Genomic DNA, 15,473 nt, shown 5'->3' with positions numbered 1-15,473 from the left:
CGCAAAAACAAAACCCGCCATCGGCGGCGGGCTTTGCGCAATAACGCGGTGACCTACAGGCCGGACATCTTCTTGATGGCGGCTTTCAGGTCGTCATCCGAGCAATCGGCGCAGGTGCCTTTGGGCGGCATGGCGTTGATGCCGGTGATGGCCTTGGCCAGGATGCCATCCAGCCCACCCTGGTGGTCGGCGCGCTCTTTCCAGGCTGCGGTATCGCCCACCTTCGGCGCGCCCAGCAGGCCAGTGCCATGGCAGGCATTGCAGTGCTTGGCGATGATGTCATCCGGCGTCTTGGCGGCCCCACCGCCTGCTGTGGCGGCCACTTCCATGCCTTTGCATTCCTGGCCCTGAACACACACCTGGCCTACCGGCGCCAGGCGCTTGGCAATATCGTCGTTGGTTGCAGCGGTTGCGCTCATTGCCCAGAGGGCGAGTAAGGCGGCTGGTAGGGCCAGCATCTTCTTGATTTGGTTCACGCGAACACCCTCATGGTGGCTAATCATGCTCGCGGCCACGGATCCTCGAGCGCTGAAAAGTATAGCGGTAACCATAAGGGCGGGAAACGACCCTACACCGGAAAGGGGTATTGGCGAAACAATGCACTGCGCTGGATCAAAAGTTTGAAGGCGTTGCCGCGCTGATCAGCCGTGCTGGCTGGTCGTAGGGGTTGCGAAAACGGTGCGGGCGGGTGCTTTCGAAGTAGTAGCTGTCGCCTGCTTCGAGGATGAACAGCTCGGTGCCAACGACCAGTTCCAGGCGGCCTTCCAGCAGAATGCCGGTTTCTTCGCCGTCATGGGTCAGCATTTCTGCGCCGGTATCGGCACCTGGCGGGTAGACCTCGGTGAGAAAGGCGATAGCACGGTTGGGGTGCGACTTGCCAACCAGCTTCATGGTGACGGCACCATCGGAGATGTCGATCAGCTCATGGGCCTTGTACACGATCTGTGCCGGGCTTTCAGGCTCGAGTTCCACGGAAAAGAACTCGACCATGGACATGGGTATGCCACTGAGCACCTTGCGCAGGGAGCTGATCGAAGGGCTGACGCTGTTCTTCTCGATCATCGAGATCGTGCTGTTGGTCACCCCGGCACGCTTGGCGAGTTCACGCTGGGACAGGCCCTTGAGCTTGCGGATGGCTTGCAGTCGTTCGCCGACGTCCAAAGCTGGAGCCTCCTGAAACGGTGTGGGGGGGGTGTATGTGAACGATATCATGGCAACGCCGTTCAGTATTTACAACACACCGCCCCAACGCCATTCATTACGGCACCCCTACTCGCCGCAGTATTCCAGCGGGACGCGTTTGACGTTGCAGAACACCTGATACGGGATCAGGCCCGCATGGCCAGCTACTTCGCTGGCCAGCACCTGCTTGCCCCACAGCTCCACCGGGCTGCCCAGGGTGGCATGGGGCACGTCGGTAAGGTCTACGCTGAGCATGTCCATCGACACCCGGCCAATCAGTTGCGCGCGCGTGCCGGCCACCAGCACAGGTGTGCCGTTGGGTGCCTGCCGCGGGTAACCGTCGGCGTAGCCCATGGCGACCACGCCAACCCGTGTGGGCCGGGTGCTGACGAACTTGGCGCCATAGCCCACCGGCTCGCCTGCAGGCAGTTCACGCACGCTGATGATCCGCGATTGCAGGGTCATAACCGGCTGCAGGCGCTGCGCCTGAGGCTGGGCGGCGTCGAACGGCGTGGCGCCATATAGCATCAGGCCGGGCCGTACCCAGTCGCCCTGAGCCTGCGGCCAACCCAGCACACCTGGCGAGTTGCGCAGGCTGCACTCGGCTGCCAGGCCCTCCCGGGCCGCCTCGAATACGGCGATCTGGCGGGCAGTGGCGTCGGCTTCAAGCTCATCGGCCCGGGCGAAGTGAGTCATCAGCACGATGCGTGCGACCTTGCCGGTGGCCAGCAGCCGCTGGTAGGCGTCGTGGTAGTCCTTGGCGTGCAGGCCAACGCGGTGCATGCCGCTGTCCAGCTTGAGCCAGACGGTGATGGGCTTGTGCACCGGGGTGTTCTCGATGGCCTCCAGCTGCCACAGCGAATGCACAGCACACCACAGGTCGTGCTCGGCGATAAGGGCCAGCTCGCTGGCTTCGAAAAAACCTTCCAGCAACAGCACAGGCGCCTTGATGCCCGCGGCGCGCAGTTCCAGGGCCTCTTCGATACAGGCCACGGCGAAGCCATCGGCTTCGGCTTCCAGTGCCAGGGCGCAGCGCACGGCGCCATGGCCATAGGCATCAGCCTTGATCACGGCAAGGGCTCTGGCACCGGTGAGTTCACGGGCCAGACGGTAATTGTGGCGCAGGGCCTGGAGGTCGATCAGGGCGCGGGCGGGGCGCATGGCGGCTGCCTTATGGTGATTCAGGTTGAAAACGGTATGGGTTTCACGCTGGCAAGCCAGCTCCCACAGCGGGTTGCACCGGCCTCAGGCAATGCAAGGTTGCTGTGGGAGCCGGCATGCCGGCGATGAGGCCGGCACAGGCAAACTTACTGCTGGTGAACCGGTGCAGCATGCCCCTGCCTGGCCACTTCCCGGCCACTGCCGTAGCGCGAAATGTCCAGTCCTTCGGCGCTGATCTGCGGCTGCTTGCGTGCAATCAGGTCCGCCAACAGGCGCCCCGAGCCACACGCCATGGTCCAGCCCAGCGTACCGTGCCCGGTGTTCAGGAACAGGTTGCGGAACGCCGTCGCCCCCACAATCGGGGTGCCGTCCGGCGTAGCCGGGCGCAGGCCGGTCCAGAAACTGGCCTGGCCAAGATCACCGCCGCGAGGATAAAGGTCGTTGACGATCATCTCCAGCGTTTCGCGCCGACGCGGGTTCAGCGACAGGTCAAAACCGGCGATTTCGGCCATGCCGCCCACGCGGATACGGTTATCGAACCGGGTGATCGCCACTTTGTAGGTTTCATCCAGAATGGTCGATGTGGGCGCCATTTCAGCGTTGGTGATCGGCACAGTCAGCGAGTAGCCCTTGAGCGGGTAAACCGGCGCCTTGATACCCAGCGGCTTGAGCAACTGCGGCGAATAACTGCCTAGCGCCAGCACGTAGCGATCGGCCGTTTCCAGCTTGCCATCGATCACCACACCGTTGATGCGATCGCCGGCGGCATCCAGGCGCTGGATGTCCTGGCCGAAGCGGAACTCCACGCCCAGCTTCACGGCCATCTCTGCCAGCTTGTTGGTGAACAGCTGGCAGTCGCCGGTCTGGTCGTTGGGCAGGCGCAAGGCACCTGCCAGAATATCCTTTACGCCAGCCAGCGCGGGTTCCACACGGGCGATGCCGTCGCGGTCGAGCAGTTCGTAGGGCACGCCAGACTGCTCAAGCACCGCGATGTCCTTGGCCGCAGCATCCACCTGGGCCTGGGTGCGGAACAACTGGGTGGTACCGAGGCTGCGGTTCTCGTAGGCAATGCCGGTCTCAGCGCGCAGTTCGTCCAGGCAGTCGCGGCTGTACTCGGACAGGCGCACCATGCGCTCTTTGTTCACCGCATAGCGGTTGGCGGTGCAGTTGCGCAGCATCTGCGCCATCCACAGGTACTGATCAACATCGCCAGTGAGCTTGATGGCCAGCGGGGCGTGGCGTTCCAGCAACCACTTGATGGCCTTCAGTGGCACCCCCGGGGCAGCCCAGGGCGAGGCATAGCCGGGTGAGATCTGGCCAGCGTTGGCGAAACTGGTTTCCATGGCCACCGCAGGCTGGCGGTCGACCACCGTTACGTCGAACCCTTGCCGGGCCAGGTAATAGGCACTGGCGGTTCCGATCACGCCGCTACCAAGTACCAGAACTCGCATCGTCTTATTCCTCACACGCGGCACGCCGCAGGTTGTTATTGGGTGGCCATTGATGAGCGCAGTATAGGAATTCGCAACCAGTGCATTTCACTATATAAAAGCCTAATATTGGCGAGAATTCTCGGCAGAATCGCCTTTGACGGAGGGGCATCCCCTATGAGAACCCAGCACCAGAGCAAGCGTGAACTGGACAAGATTGACCGCAACATTCTGCGCATCCTGCAAAACGACGGGCGGATTTCCTTTACCGAGCTGGGTGAAAAGGTCGGGCTCTCGACCACCCCGTGTACGGAGCGGGTTCGCCGCCTGGAGCGCGAAGGCATCATCATGGGCTACAACGCGCGCCTGAACCCTCAGCACCTCAAAGGCAGCCTGCTGGTGTTCGTGGAAATCAGCCTGGACTACAAGTCGGGGGACACGTTCGAAGAGTTCCGCCGCGCCGTGCTCAAACTGCCCCATGTACTGGAGTGCCACCTGGTGTCCGGCGACTTCGACTACCTGGTCAAGGCGCGCATCTCGGAGATGGCGTCGTACCGCAAACTGCTGGGCGATATCCTGCTGAAGCTGCCGCACGTGCGGGAGTCCAAGAGCTACATCGTGATGGAAGAAGTGAAGGAAAGCCTCTGCCTGCCGATCCCGGACTGACCCTACACCAGCACCTGCCGGGTGGTGGCAATGAACTGGTGAACCAGCTGTTCGGCGGCGGGGTCGATCATCGGTTCCGGGCCCCGGCCACGCGGGCAGGCCAGGCGCGGGGTGGTGCCGAACAGGCGGCAGATCATCGGGCGCTCCTGGTACACCGTGCAACCTTGAGGCCCCAGGTGCACGCAGTCCAGCCGCTCCAGTGCGGCGTCCTGTTCGGCCTGGGTTTTGCGCGGCAGGCGGGCCATCTCCTGGGCGGAGGTGGTGACCGGGCCGCAGCAATCGTGGCAGCCAGGTTCGCATTCGAACGAGGGGATGAGTTCGCGCAGGAAGTGGATTTTGTGGCGGTTGCAGGGCATGGCGAAGTACAGGCTGACGAAGTGGGTGGATTATAGGCCCATTCGCGGGTAAACCCGCCCCACCGAATACCCCGCCCTCGCAGTTTTAACCGCGAAACCGGGCATGGCCTGGCTGGTTGCCGCGCCTGCGCGGCACAGCTTATCCTCGCCGCTCTCTCCAGCTTCAGGGCCAGCCCGATGATCCACAGCGCGCAGCACGCCGCCTCCTACTACGCCGCCAGCCGCTTGCCACACCCGGATCACGCGTTCCTGCAGGGCGAACACAGCGCCGATGTATGCGTTGTGGGCGGAGGCTACTCGGGCCTTAACACCGCCATCGAACTGGCCGAGCGCGGCTTTTCGGTCATCCTGCTGGAGGCCCGCAAGCTGGGCTGGGGCGCCAGTGGGCGCAACGGCGGGCAGCTGATACGCGGGGTTGGCCACGGGCTGGAGCAGTTTCTGCCGGTGCTCGGCGAGCAGGGTGTGCGCAGCCTGCAACTGATGGGGCTGGAGGCGGTGCAGATCGTGCGCGATCGCGTGGAGCAGCACGGCATTGCCTGTGACCTGAGGTGGGGCTACTGCGACCTGGCGAACAAACCTTCGCAACTGCAGGGTTTTGCCGAGGAAGCCGAGCATCTGCGCAGCCTGGGCTATGCCCACGCGCTACGCTTGGTGGGCAAGGACGATATCCACAGCGTGGTAGGCGCCGACTGCTACGCCGGGGGGCTGGTGGACATGGGCTCGGGGCACTTGCACCCACTCAACCTGGCCTTGGGCGAAGCGGCCGTGGCCAGCCGCCTGGGCGTACGCCTATATGAACAATCCGAGGTCACGCGGATCGACTACGGCCCCCAGGTGCAGGTGCACACCGCACAAGGCCGGGTGCGTGCCAAAACCCTCGTGCTGTGCTGTAACGCCTACCTGAATGGGCTGGACCGCGAACTGGCTGGCAAGGTGCTGCCGGCCGGTAGCTACATCATCGCCACCGAGCCGTTGGGTGAAGAACGTGCTCGCGCCTTGTTGCCGCAGAACATGGCGGTGTGCGACCAGCGCGTGGCACTGGATTATTACCGCCTGAGCGCCGACCAGCGGCTGCTGTTTGGCGGCGCCTGCCATTATTCCGGCCGCGACCCTGGGGACATCGCTGCGTACATGCGCCCCAAGATGCTCAAGGTGTTCCCTCAACTGGCCGATGTGCGCATCGACTACCAGTGGGGTGGCATGATCGGCATCGGCGCCAATCGGCTGCCCCAAGTGGGCCGCCTGGCGGGCCAGCCAAACGTGTATTACGCCCAGGCGTATTCGGGCCATGGGCTCAATGCCACCCACCTTGCGGCGCGGCTGTTGGGCGAGGCCATCAGCGGCCAGGAAAGCGGGCGCTTCGACCTGTTCGCCAAGGTGCCGCACATGACCTTCCCTGGCGGCAAGCACCTGCGCTCGCCATTGCTGGCGTTGGGGATGTTGTGGCATCGCCTCAAGGAACTGGTTTGAAGGTTGGGCGGGGAGCGTCACGCCTTCCAGAAGGGCTTGCGGCCTTCGGTTCGGGCTTGCTCCCAGCTAAGCCCTACGTCGCGTAGCTCGTCGTCGGTCAGCTGCAACAGCGTTCTGCGGGTCTGCCAGCGGTGCAGCATCAGCCCCCAGCGGCCCAGCCCTTGTGGGGCATTGAATACCCTGGCTTGCTGGCCCGCTTCCAATTCCTTTGCCAAAAGCTGCAAGCGTACATCAGTCATCCCAGCCATCACTGCGCCCTCCACGTGTGCCGAATCCATGGGCAAAGCATGGGGGTTGGGGGCGATGGCAATACAGAGCCAATGCAGCCTTATTATTCCCATACAGAATTGGCCGCAAGCCGACTGAATGCTGTATTTTCCGCTCATCTGTACCGGTTGCTACGCCAAGTCAGCGCAGGAGTATGCCGTGACCCTTTACCTGAACCTCGCCGAGCTGCTCGGTGCCCGCATCGAACAAGGCCTTTACCAGCCTGGCCAGCGGCTGCCCTCGGTACGTGCGTTGAGTGCCGAACATGGGGTCAGCCTGAGTACCGTGCAGCAGGCGTACCGCATGCTGGAAGACGGTGGCATGGTCTCGCCGAGGCCCAAGTCCGGCTATTTCGTCAACGACCATCGCCAACTGCCGGCATTACCGGCCGTCAGCCGCCCGGCGCAGCGCCCGGTGGAAATCTCCCAGTGGGAACAAGTGCTTGAGCTGGTGCGCAGCACTCCGCGCCAGAACGTCATACAGCTGGGCCGCGGCATGCCCGATATCGAAGCCCCAACGCTCAAACCACTGCTGCGCAGCCTGGCCCAGTTGAGCCGGCGCCAGGACATGCCAGGCCTGTATTACGACAACATCCACGGCAACCTGACCCTGCGCGAACAGGTGGCACGCCTGGTGCTGGACTCGGGCTGCAGGCTGGCACCCTCCGACCTGGTGATCACCACGGGTTGCCACGAGGCGCTGTCCTGCAGCATCCGGGCGGTGTGTGAGCCGGGCGACATCGTTGCGGTGGACTCGCCCAGCTTCCATGGCGCCATGCAAACCCTGAAGGGCCTGGGCATGAAGGCGCTGGAGATCCCCACCGACCCGGTCACCGGTATCAGCCTGCAAGCGCTGGAACTGGCCCTTGAGCAGTGGCCGATCAAACTTATCCAGATCACCCCAAGTTGCAACAACCCCCTCGGCTACATCATGCCCGAGGCCCGCAAGAAAGCTTTGCTGAGCCTCGCCCAGCGCTACGACGTGGCCATTCTGGAAGATGACGTTTACGGCGACTTGGCCTACACCTACCCGCGCCCGCGTACGGTCAAGTCGTTCGACAACGATGGCCGCGTGTTGCTGTGCAGCTCGTTCTCCAAGACCCTGGCCCCAGGCCTGCGGGTGGGCTGGGTTGCCCCGGGGCGTTACCTGGAGCGGGTGCTGCACATGAAGTACATCAGTACGGGCAGCACCGCCAGCCAGCCGCAGCTGGCCATCGCCGACTTCATCGCTGCGGGGCACTACCAGCCCCATGTTCGGCGCATGCGCAGCCAGTACCAGCGCAGCCGCGAACTGATGAGCGACTGGGTAACCCGGTACTTTCCGCCGGGCACCCGGGTAAGCCGCCCCCAAGGCGGCTTCATGCTGTGGGTGGAGCTGCCTGAACACTTTGACACGCTGCGGCTGAACCGGGCGCTGCTCGAGCAGGACGTACAGGTGGCCGTGGGCAGCATCTTTTCGGCCTCGGGCAAGTACCGGCACTGTTTGCGCATGAACTTCGCCGCCCGCCCCACGCCGCAGATCGAAGCCGCCGTGCGCAAGGTGGGGGAAACCGTCCTGCGCCTGTTGGATGAAGAATACGCAGCCACGTAACTTTGCACAGCCCGGCACGGTCAAACCCGCAAGCCTTTCCTCGTACAGGACGACCCTCCCTTGAAAACCCAGCGAGCCCTGATGCTGGTGCTGGTGCTGCTGCTTGGCCTTGCCGGCTGCACCAGCATCAGCACGCCCCGCGAGACCAGCCAGGCGCTACCGGCCAACGACTCAGCCTTCGGGCGCTCGGTGCTGCGCCAGGCTGCACCCTATGAAGGGCGCTCGGGCTTTCGCCTGCTGCCCAACAGCAACGAGGCATTCCGCGCGCGGGCCGAGCTGATCCGCAATGCTCAGGCCAGCATCGACCTGCAGTACTACATCGTCCATGACGGCCTCAGTACCCGCGCCCTGGTCCACGAACTGTTGCGCGCAGCCGACAGGGGTGTGCGCGTGCGCATCCTGCTGGACGACACCACCAGCGATGGCCTCGACGCCATCATGGGCACCCTCGCCGCCCACCCCAATATCCAGATCCGCGTGTTCAACCCTTTGCACCTGGGCCGCAGTACAGGGATAACGCGGGCAATGGGGCGGCTGTTCAACCTGTCGCGCCAGCACCGGCGCATGCACAACAAGCTGTTCCTGGTGGATAACAGCATGGCCATTGTTGGCGGCCGCAACCTGGGTGACGAGTACTTCGACGCCGAGCCCAACCTGAACTTCACCGACATCGATCTGCTGAGCGTCGGGCCCATTGCCGAGCAGCTGGGGCACAGCTTCGACCAGTACTGGAACAGCGCACTGAGCCGGCCGATTACCGACTTTCTGTGGCACCAGCCCAACGAAAACGATCTGCGCAGCAGCCGGCACCGCCTGGAAGTGTCCCTGGCCGAAGCACGAACCCAGCGCAAGGAACTGTACGATCGCCTGATGGCCTACCAGTCCCAGCCACGCCTGGACACCTGGCGTAATGAGCTGATCTGGGCCCATGCCCAGGCGCTGTGGGACGCACCGAGCAAGGTACTGGCCGACGATGAGCCCGACCCGCAACTCTTGCTCACCCGCCAGCTGGGGCCAGACCTGCGTAACGTGCGCCACGAGCTGATTCTGGTGTCGGCCTACTTCGTCCCTGGCGAACCCGGGCTGCTGTACCTCACCCACAGTGCCGACGCAGGCATTTCGGTGAAACTGCTGACCAACTCACTTGAGGCCACCGACGTACCGGCCGTGCACGGAGGCTACGCGCCCTACCGCAAAGCCTTGCTGGAGCACGGGGTGAAGCTGTACGAGCTGCGCCGCCAGCCGGGCGACCCAAGCGCCGGCAAGCTGAACTTCCATGGCGGCTCCGATTCCAGCCTGCACAGCAAGGCCATCGTTTTCGACCGGCACAAGACGTTCATCGGCTCGTTCAACTTCGACCCACGCTCGGTACTGTGGAATACCGAAGTCGGCGTGCTGGTCGACAGCCCGGAACTGGCGGAATACACCCGGGCGCTGGCCGTACAGGGTATGGCCCCGGCCCTGAGTTATCAGCCAGAGCTGGTGGGCGGCAAGCTGATATGGGTGACGGAGGAAAACGGCCAGCGCCGGGTGCTGACATCAGAACCGGGCGGCCTGTGGCGGCGCTTCAATGCCTGGATCAGCAAGGCGGTTGGCCTGGAGAAGATGCTGTAGGGAAAAGCCCGTTTAGCCCGGCACCGGCTCGAAAGCCCCACGGCGTCGGGTGAGCACCACCAACCCGGCGGCGCCTGCCGCCATCAGCAATGGCAGCGCGTGGCCGCTGATCCATTGGCTCCCCGCCCCCGCCAGCAACGGCCCGAGCAGGCAACCGATACCCCACAACTGCGCCACGTGGGCATTGGCGCGTACCAGGGCGTCGTCCCGGTAGCGCTCACCGATCAGCACCAGTGACAAGGTAAACAGACCCCCGGCACTGGCCCCGAACAGCACCCACAACGGCCAGATGGCAGGCGTGTGCAGCAACAGCGGTATCGCCAGGCTGGACACCAGCAAGGTCGTGGCGCACCCGGTGAAGAGGGTTTGCCGTGACATATGGTCAGCCAGCACGCCAATGGGCAACTGCAGCACTGCATCGCCTACCACCACGGTACTGACCATGAACAGGGCGATTTCCTTGCTGAAACCCTGCTGCAGGCAATAGACCGGCAGCAGCGTGAGAATCATCGCTTCGAACGAAGCGAACAGGGCAATGGCCCAGGCGATTACCGGCAAGCGCTTACAGAACGCGTACAGGTCGCCGAACGTGACACTGCAGGCTTCGGTGGAGGGTGCTCCACCGCGCCCCAGCAGAAGCAGCGGCGCCAGCAGCAACAGCCCGGTCGCCGCCCAGAACCCGAAGTCATCATCCGAGCCGAGCACGCCCAGCACCAGCGGGCCGGCCAACTGGCTCAGCGCATAGCTGCTGCCATACAGCGCTACCAGCCTGCCCCGCCATTGCTCGACCACCAGCTGGTTGATCCAGCTTTCGCCAAGGATGAAGACCACGGTCAGGGCCATGCCGATCAGCAGGCGCAACAGCAACCACAACGGGTAGCTGGGCAGCAGTGCCAGCAGGCCGATGGACAGCGCACCACCCCACAGGCACAGGCGCATGGCAGAAGGCACACCCACCCAGCCCGCCAGGCGGCTGGCAAGGCTGGCGCCTGCCAGCACACCCAGCGCGGGCATGGCCGCCATCACCCCGATAGCGAAGCTGCCGTAGCCCCAGGCTTCCAGGCGCAAGGACACCAACGGCATGCTGACGCCGAGCGCAAGCCCGACGCTCAGCACCGACGCCAGTACGGCGAAGTAGGTACCCCAGCGCATCGCAGCCCCCGGGCTTACAGCTTGATCCAGGTGGCTTTCAGCTCGGTGTATTTCTCCAGCGCATGCAGGGATTTGTCACGGCCATTGCCCGACTGCTTGAAGCCACCAAACGGGGCGGTCATGTCGCCGCCGTCGTACTGGTTGACCCAGACACTGCCGGCACGCACGGCGCGGGCAGTTTTGTGCGCCTTGGAAATGTCCGAAGTCCAGATGCCGGCGGCCAGGCCGTACGGGGTGTCGTTGGCGATGGCCACCGCTTCCTCGGCGGTATCGAAGCTGATCACCGAAAGCACCGGGCCGAAGATTTCTTCCTGGGCGATCTTCATGGCGTTGGTAACGCCATCGAAGATGGTCGGCTCTACATAGGTGCCGCCGGTTTCTTCCAGGGTGCGCTTGCCGCCTGTCAGCAGCTTGGCGCCGTCCTTGTGGCCTGCCTCGATATACGACAGCACGGTGTTCATCTGCTGGGTATCGACCAGGGCACCCACAGTGGTCTGTGGGTCCAGCGGGTTGCCTGGCTTCCAGCCCTTCAGGGCCTCCACCACCATGGGCAGGAACCTGTCCTTGATGGACCGTTCGACCAGCAGGCGCGAGCCTGCGGTGCACACCTCACCCTGGTTGAAGGCGATGGCACTGGCAGCGGCCTGCGCGGCAGCCTGCAGGTCTGGCGCGTCGGCGAACACGATGTTCGGGCTTTTGCCACCGGCTTCCAGCCAGACGCGCTTCATGTTTGACTCGCCCGCGTACACCATCAACTGCTTGGCAATCTTGGTGGAGCCTGTGAATACCAGGGTATCGACGTCCATATGCAGGGCCAGGGCCTTGCCGACGGTGTGGCCGTAACCCGGCAGCACGTTCAGTACACCGGCCGGAATGCCGGCCTCGATGGCCAGCTGCGCAATACGAATGGCCGTGAGCGGTGATTTCTCGGACGGCTTGAGCACCACCGAGTTACCGGTGGCCAGGGCTGGGCCCAGCTTCCAGCAGGCCATCATCAGCGGGAAGTTCCAGGGGACGATGGCGCCTACCACCCCTACCGGCTCGCGGGTAACCAGGCCAAGCTGATCGTGGGGTGTGGGGGCAACCTCGTCGTACACCTTGTCGATGGCTTCGGCTGTCCAGTGGATGGCATTGGCTGCACCGGGGATATCGATGGTGGAGGAGTCGCCGATCGGCTTGCCCATGTCCAGGGTTTCAAGCAGTGCCAGTTCTTCGACGTTCTTGCGCAGCAGGTCGGCAAAGCGGATCAGCTTGGCTTTGCGCTTGGCCGGGGCCAGCTGCGACCAGACACCGGCATTGAAGGTGGCGCGGGCATTTTCAACGGCGCGGTTGGCATCGGCCAGGTCGCAACTGGCAACCTTGGCCAGGAAGCGTCCGTCAACCGGGCTCAGGCATTCGAAGGTGTCACCGGATGCGGCATCGGTGTATTCGCCGTTGATGAAGGCGCGGCCTTCGATCTTCAGTTGCTGGGCACGCTGTTCCCAATCTGCACGAGTCAGGGTGGACATACGAAACTCCTCCTCTTGTTTAAATGCAATGCCGCTCTGAGGGCTCACGGGCATTGTCGGAATAGGGCCGGGCGACACGCGCACACTGGCATGCGATACCCTAAACCAGCCCCTTCAAACTATCAATATATTTGACACCCAGGGCCCAAAAGCCTACTCATGTTAATTTTATTGAACAACCCCAGGAGCCGACTCATGAGCATCGACCGTATCATCGACTTCGCCCAGGCCATAACCGAGGCAGAGCGCTACCGACCTGCCGCAGAAAAGATCATCAAAGGCGCGCCTGACCAGGCGGTATACAACCATTACTCCAGCCCTTGCGGGCAGTTTGCTGCCGGCGTCTGGGAAGGCGAGGTGGGGCAATGGGTGGTGAATTACACCGAGCATGAGTATTGCGAGATCGTGCAGGGTGTTTCGGTGCTGCGCGATCAGGAAGGCGGGGCCAAGACCCTGCGCGCCGGTGACCGTTTCGTCATTCCGGCCGGGTTCAAGGGCACATGGGAAGTACTTGAGCCGTGCCGTAAGATTTACGCACTGTTCGAGCAGAAGTAACCTGTGGCTTCAATGCCTGACAGGCATAAAAAAACCCGCGTCCTTTCGGATGCGGGTTTTTTTCAGGTCGCCGATCAATTACTTGATCTTGGCTTCCTTGTACACCACGTGCTTGCGAACAACGGGATCGTATTTCTTGATCTCGATTTTGTCCGGGGTGGTGCGCTTGTTCTTGTCGGTGGTGTAGAAGTGGCCAGTGCCAGCACTCGAAACCAGACGGATCAATTCACGCATGACGTTCTCCTTAGAACTTTTCGCCGCGAGCACGCAGCTCGGACAGCACTACTTCGATACCACGCTTGTCGATGACACGCATGCCCTTGGCAGATACGCGCAGACGCACGAAACGCTTCTCGGACTCAACCCAGAAACGGTGGTGTTGCAGGTTCGGCAGGAAACGACGACGGGTTTTGTTGTTTGCGTGGGAAATGTTGTTCCCGGTTACTGGACCCTTACCAGTAACTTGACAGACTCTCGACATGACTCAGCCCTCTAAAACCACATGCCCAACCCGGCATGGGTTGGCCGCTTAATCTCTCAGTCTTTGGCGCCAGGGCGCCGTGATTCTGGAGGTCTTATCGACCGGATTCGCTGATGCGACAGGCCGAGCCCCTAGAAAAGAGCGCTGCTTTATACCAGAAAGACTCGCTTGCAACAACATCTGATGCACGCCGGCAACAGGCTGAATGCCGCGGGCCAGCATACCGGCAGGCCTGGCTGGCGGTTGACCGCTCGTCGCCAGTTGCACAAAAAAGGGTGTGGTCATTTCCAGGCAGGGGCACTAGGGTAGGCCTTTTCCAGACTGCACTGGCAGATGGGCCACTGACAGCCAAGGAGCCACCATGCGTGCCACCGCCTATTCGTTATTGTTTACCTGCCTGTGCGCCGCAGGCCTCGCCCAGGCCGCGCCGCTCAGCGTTTGCACCGAGGCCAGCCCCGAAGGCTTCGACGTGGTGCAGTACAACTCGCTCACCACCACCAATGCTACCGCCGACGTGCTGATGAACCGCCTGGTAGATTTCGATGCCGCCCAAGGCAAGGTGGTGCCGAGCCTTGCGGCCAGCTGGAAAGTATCTGCCGATGGCCTGGTGTACGACTTTACCTTGCGCGATGGCGTGAAGTTTCACAGCACGCCCTACTTCAAGCCTACCCGCGAGCTGAATGCCGATGACGTGTTGTTCAGCTTCCAGCGCATGCTCTACCCGGCCCACGCGTGGAACAAAACGGCACCTGGCGGCTATCCGCACGCCCAATCACTGCAGCTGGGCAGCCTGATCAAGGCGATCGATGCCCCTGCGCCGAACACCGTGCGCTTCACCCTCAGCCACCCGGACGCCACGTTCCTGGCCACCTTGAGCATGGGCTTCGCCTCGGTCTACTCCGCCGAGTACGCCGACAAGCTGATGAAGGCCGGTACGCCAGACAAGCTCAACAGCCAGCCGATCGGTACCGGGCCATTCGTGTTCCAGCGCTTCCAGAAGGATGCGGTGGTGCGCTACCGCGCCAACCCGGACTACTTCGCCGGCAAGCCAGCGGTGGACCCGTTGATCTTCGCCATCACCACAGACGCCAATGTGCGGTTGCAGAAGCTCAAGCGTGGCGAATGCCAGGTTGCCCTTTCGCCCAAGCCGCTGGACATTGCCGAGGCGGGCAGCAACGCTGACCTGAAGGTGGCCAGCACCCCGGCATTCATGACGGCCTTCGTCGCCATCAACAGCCAGCACCCGCCGCTGGACAAGTCAGAGGTGCGGCAGGCCATCAACCTGGCGTTCGACAAGCAGGCCTACCTCAAGGCAGTGTTCGAGGATTCGGCGGTGGCCGCCAACGGGCCCTACCCACCCAACACCTGGAGCTACGCCAAGGACCTGCCGGGTTACCCGCTGGATTTGAACAAGGCCAAGGCCCTGCTGGCCAAAGCGGGTATGGCCGATGGCTTCAGCACCACGATCTGGACCCGCCCGTCGGGCAGCTTGCTGAACCCTAACCCCAGCCTGGGTGCACAAATGCTGCAGGCGGACCTGGCCAAGATCGGCATCAAGGCTGAGATCCGTGTGATCGAGTGGGGTGAGCTGATCCGCCGCGCCAAGGCTGGCGAACATGACCTGCTGTTCATGGGCTGGGCAGGTGACAACGGCGACCCGGATAACTTCCTGACCCCGCAGTTTTCCTGTGCAGCGGTGCAGTCGGGTACCAACTTCGCGCGTTTCTGCGACAACCGCCTGGACCAGCTGATCAGCGCTGGCCGCACTACCAATGACCAGAGCGTGCGCAGCAGGCTGTACCAGCAGGCACAAACGCTGATTCAGCAGCAGGCGCTGTGGGTACCCCTGGCGCACCCTACCGCGGCTGCGTTGTTGCGCAAGGACGTGGAGGGGTACCAGGTGAGCCCGTTCGGGCGGCTGGACTTCAGCAAGGTTTCGGTGGGCAAGTAATCAGGTTGGGCCTGCGAGGTGTTCGCCGTGGCGGATGCAGCGCTTGTGAGATCGAGCGCCGCCCGCGCGGCGCATCGCGAGCTGCGCTCG

Annotated in this window: 16 protein-coding genes; 6 read left to right on the top strand and 10 right to left on the bottom strand. The window is 63.1% G+C overall.

Going from position 1 to position 15,473, the window contains the following annotated elements:
* Positions 1-53 precede the first annotated feature (53 nt).
* The 4 genes from IAE38_RS16210 to dadA all read right to left on the bottom strand — a co-directional run bounded on the left by IAE38_RS16210 (position 54) and on the right by dadA (position 3,875).
* Positions 54-476 carry a c-type cytochrome gene (locus IAE38_RS16210; RefSeq protein WP_028632912.1) on the bottom strand — a complete coding sequence of 141 codons (423 nt, stop codon included), beginning with the start codon at positions 474-476 and terminating at the stop codon, positions 54-56.
* 136 nt (positions 477-612) lie between these two features.
* Complete coding sequence (locus tag IAE38_RS16205) at positions 613-1,161, bottom strand: cupin domain-containing protein (RefSeq protein WP_028632911.1); 549 nt, start codon at positions 1,159-1,161, stop codon at positions 613-615.
* A 108-nt stretch (positions 1,162-1,269) separates the two neighbouring features.
* Positions 1,270-2,343, bottom strand: coding sequence for an alanine racemase (alr, locus tag IAE38_RS16200; protein ID WP_201218294.1), 1,074 nt, complete (start codon positions 2,341-2,343; stop codon positions 1,270-1,272).
* Positions 2,344-2,489: 146 nt separating this feature from the next.
* A complete protein-coding gene (gene dadA / locus IAE38_RS16195) occupies positions 2,490-3,875 on the bottom strand; it encodes a D-amino acid dehydrogenase (RefSeq protein WP_154660054.1) in 1,386 nt (461 codons plus the stop codon).
* 75 nt (positions 3,876-3,950) lie between these two features.
* On the opposite strand from dadA, the gene dadR reads away from it, so the two are divergent.
* A complete protein-coding gene (gene dadR, locus IAE38_RS16190) occupies positions 3,951-4,439 on the top strand; it encodes a transcriptional regulator DadR (RefSeq protein ID WP_003258963.1) in 489 nt (162 codons plus the stop codon).
* 2 nt (positions 4,440-4,441) lie between these two features.
* Here the strand turns inward: dadR and IAE38_RS16185 are convergent, their stop codons facing one another.
* Positions 4,442-4,795, bottom strand: a complete 354-nt coding sequence (locus tag IAE38_RS16185; protein ID WP_028632908.1) for a YkgJ family cysteine cluster protein — start codon at positions 4,793-4,795, stop codon at positions 4,442-4,444.
* Between the two features lie 177 nt (positions 4,796-4,972).
* Between IAE38_RS16185 and IAE38_RS16180 the strand changes: the two genes are divergently transcribed.
* Positions 4,973-6,265: an NAD(P)/FAD-dependent oxidoreductase gene (locus tag IAE38_RS16180; protein ID WP_201218293.1), complete on the top strand. Its 1,293-nt coding sequence runs from the start codon at positions 4,973-4,975 to the stop codon at positions 6,263-6,265.
* A gap of 17 nt (positions 6,266-6,282) precedes the next feature.
* Here IAE38_RS16180 and IAE38_RS16175 read toward each other — a convergent pair whose 3' ends face one another.
* Positions 6,283-6,513 carry a DUF1127 domain-containing protein gene (locus IAE38_RS16175; protein WP_028632906.1) on the bottom strand — a complete coding sequence of 77 codons (231 nt, stop codon included), beginning with the start codon at positions 6,511-6,513 and terminating at the stop codon, positions 6,283-6,285.
* Between the two features lie 178 nt (positions 6,514-6,691).
* Between IAE38_RS16175 and IAE38_RS16170 the strand changes: the two genes are divergently transcribed.
* Both IAE38_RS16170 and IAE38_RS16165 read left to right on the top strand, forming a co-directional pair.
* Positions 6,692-8,122, top strand: coding sequence for an aminotransferase-like domain-containing protein (locus tag IAE38_RS16170; protein ID WP_201218292.1), 1,431 nt, complete (start codon positions 6,692-6,694; stop codon positions 8,120-8,122).
* A 60-nt stretch (positions 8,123-8,182) separates the two neighbouring features.
* Positions 8,183-9,736, top strand: coding sequence for a phospholipase D family protein (locus IAE38_RS16165; protein ID WP_201218291.1), 1,554 nt, complete (start codon positions 8,183-8,185; stop codon positions 9,734-9,736).
* A 12-nt stretch (positions 9,737-9,748) separates the two neighbouring features.
* Here IAE38_RS16165 and IAE38_RS16160 read toward each other — a convergent pair whose 3' ends face one another.
* The gene (locus IAE38_RS16160) at positions 9,749-10,888 is read right to left on the bottom strand and encodes an MFS transporter (protein ID WP_201218290.1); all 1,140 of its coding nucleotides are present in this window, start codon (positions 10,886-10,888) and stop codon (positions 9,749-9,751) included.
* Positions 10,889-10,902: 14 nt separating this feature from the next.
* Positions 10,903-12,396 carry an aldehyde dehydrogenase gene (locus IAE38_RS16155; protein ID WP_201163775.1) on the bottom strand — a complete coding sequence of 498 codons (1,494 nt, stop codon included), beginning with the start codon at positions 12,394-12,396 and terminating at the stop codon, positions 10,903-10,905.
* A gap of 195 nt (positions 12,397-12,591) precedes the next feature.
* On the opposite strand from IAE38_RS16155, the gene IAE38_RS16150 reads away from it, so the two are divergent.
* The gene (locus IAE38_RS16150) at positions 12,592-12,951 is read left to right on the top strand and encodes a cupin domain-containing protein (RefSeq protein ID WP_028632901.1); all 360 of its coding nucleotides are present in this window, start codon (positions 12,592-12,594) and stop codon (positions 12,949-12,951) included.
* Positions 12,952-13,029: 78 nt separating this feature from the next.
* Here the strand turns inward: IAE38_RS16150 and rpmG are convergent, their stop codons facing one another.
* Together rpmG and rpmB are read right to left on the bottom strand one after the other, a co-directional pair.
* Positions 13,030-13,185 (bottom strand): 50S ribosomal protein L33, encoded by a 156-nt coding sequence (rpmG, locus tag IAE38_RS16145; protein ID WP_003253507.1) that lies wholly within the window; start codon positions 13,183-13,185, stop codon positions 13,030-13,032.
* A 10-nt stretch (positions 13,186-13,195) separates the two neighbouring features.
* Positions 13,196-13,432, bottom strand: a complete 237-nt coding sequence (gene rpmB / locus IAE38_RS16140) for a 50S ribosomal protein L28 (protein WP_028632900.1) — start codon at positions 13,430-13,432, stop codon at positions 13,196-13,198.
* 361 nt (positions 13,433-13,793) lie between these two features.
* On the opposite strand from rpmB, the gene IAE38_RS16135 reads away from it, so the two are divergent.
* On the top strand, positions 13,794-15,383 hold the full coding sequence (locus tag IAE38_RS16135) for an ABC transporter substrate-binding protein (RefSeq protein WP_201218289.1): 1,590 nt from the start codon (positions 13,794-13,796) through the stop codon (positions 15,381-15,383).
* Positions 15,384-15,473: the final 90 nt, after the last annotated feature.

The sequence above is a fragment of the Pseudomonas sp. S32 genome (genome assembly GCF_016648095.1).
Classification (GTDB): Bacteria; Pseudomonadota; Gammaproteobacteria; order Pseudomonadales; family Pseudomonadaceae; genus Aquipseudomonas; species Aquipseudomonas parafulva.
The sequence above is the reverse complement of the archived record's forward strand: the minus strand, read 5'-3'. Positions and strand labels throughout refer to the sequence as shown.

Excerpts from the sequence above, each read along its gene's own strand:
- IAE38_RS16175 (WP_028632906.1), bottom strand. The coding sequence starts at position 6,513 with ATGGCTGGGATGACTGATGTACGCTTGCAGCTTTTGGCAAAGGAATTG.
- IAE38_RS16185 (WP_028632908.1), bottom strand. The coding sequence starts at position 4,795 with ATGCCCTGCAACCGCCACAAAATCCACTTCCTGCGCGAACTCATCCCC.
- rpmB (WP_028632900.1), bottom strand. The coding sequence starts at position 13,432 with ATGTCGAGAGTCTGTCAAGTTACTGGTAAGGGTCCAGTAACCGGGAAC.
- IAE38_RS16135 (WP_201218289.1), top strand. The coding sequence starts at position 13,794 with ATGCGTGCCACCGCCTATTCGTTATTGTTTACCTGCCTGTGCGCCGCA.
- IAE38_RS16160 (WP_201218290.1), bottom strand. The coding sequence starts at position 10,888 with ATGCGCTGGGGTACCTACTTCGCCGTACTGGCGTCGGTGCTGAGCGTC.
- dadR (WP_003258963.1), top strand. The coding sequence starts at position 3,951 with ATGAGAACCCAGCACCAGAGCAAGCGTGAACTGGACAAGATTGACCGC.
- IAE38_RS16180 (WP_201218293.1), top strand. The coding sequence starts at position 4,973 with ATGATCCACAGCGCGCAGCACGCCGCCTCCTACTACGCCGCCAGCCGC.
- IAE38_RS16155 (WP_201163775.1), bottom strand. The coding sequence starts at position 12,396 with ATGTCCACCCTGACTCGTGCAGATTGGGAACAGCGTGCCCAGCAACTG.
- alr (WP_201218294.1), bottom strand. The coding sequence starts at position 2,343 with ATGCGCCCCGCCCGCGCCCTGATCGACCTCCAGGCCCTGCGCCACAAT.
- rpmG (WP_003253507.1), bottom strand. The coding sequence starts at position 13,185 with ATGCGTGAATTGATCCGTCTGGTTTCGAGTGCTGGCACTGGCCACTTC.
- IAE38_RS16150 (WP_028632901.1), top strand. The coding sequence starts at position 12,592 with ATGAGCATCGACCGTATCATCGACTTCGCCCAGGCCATAACCGAGGCA.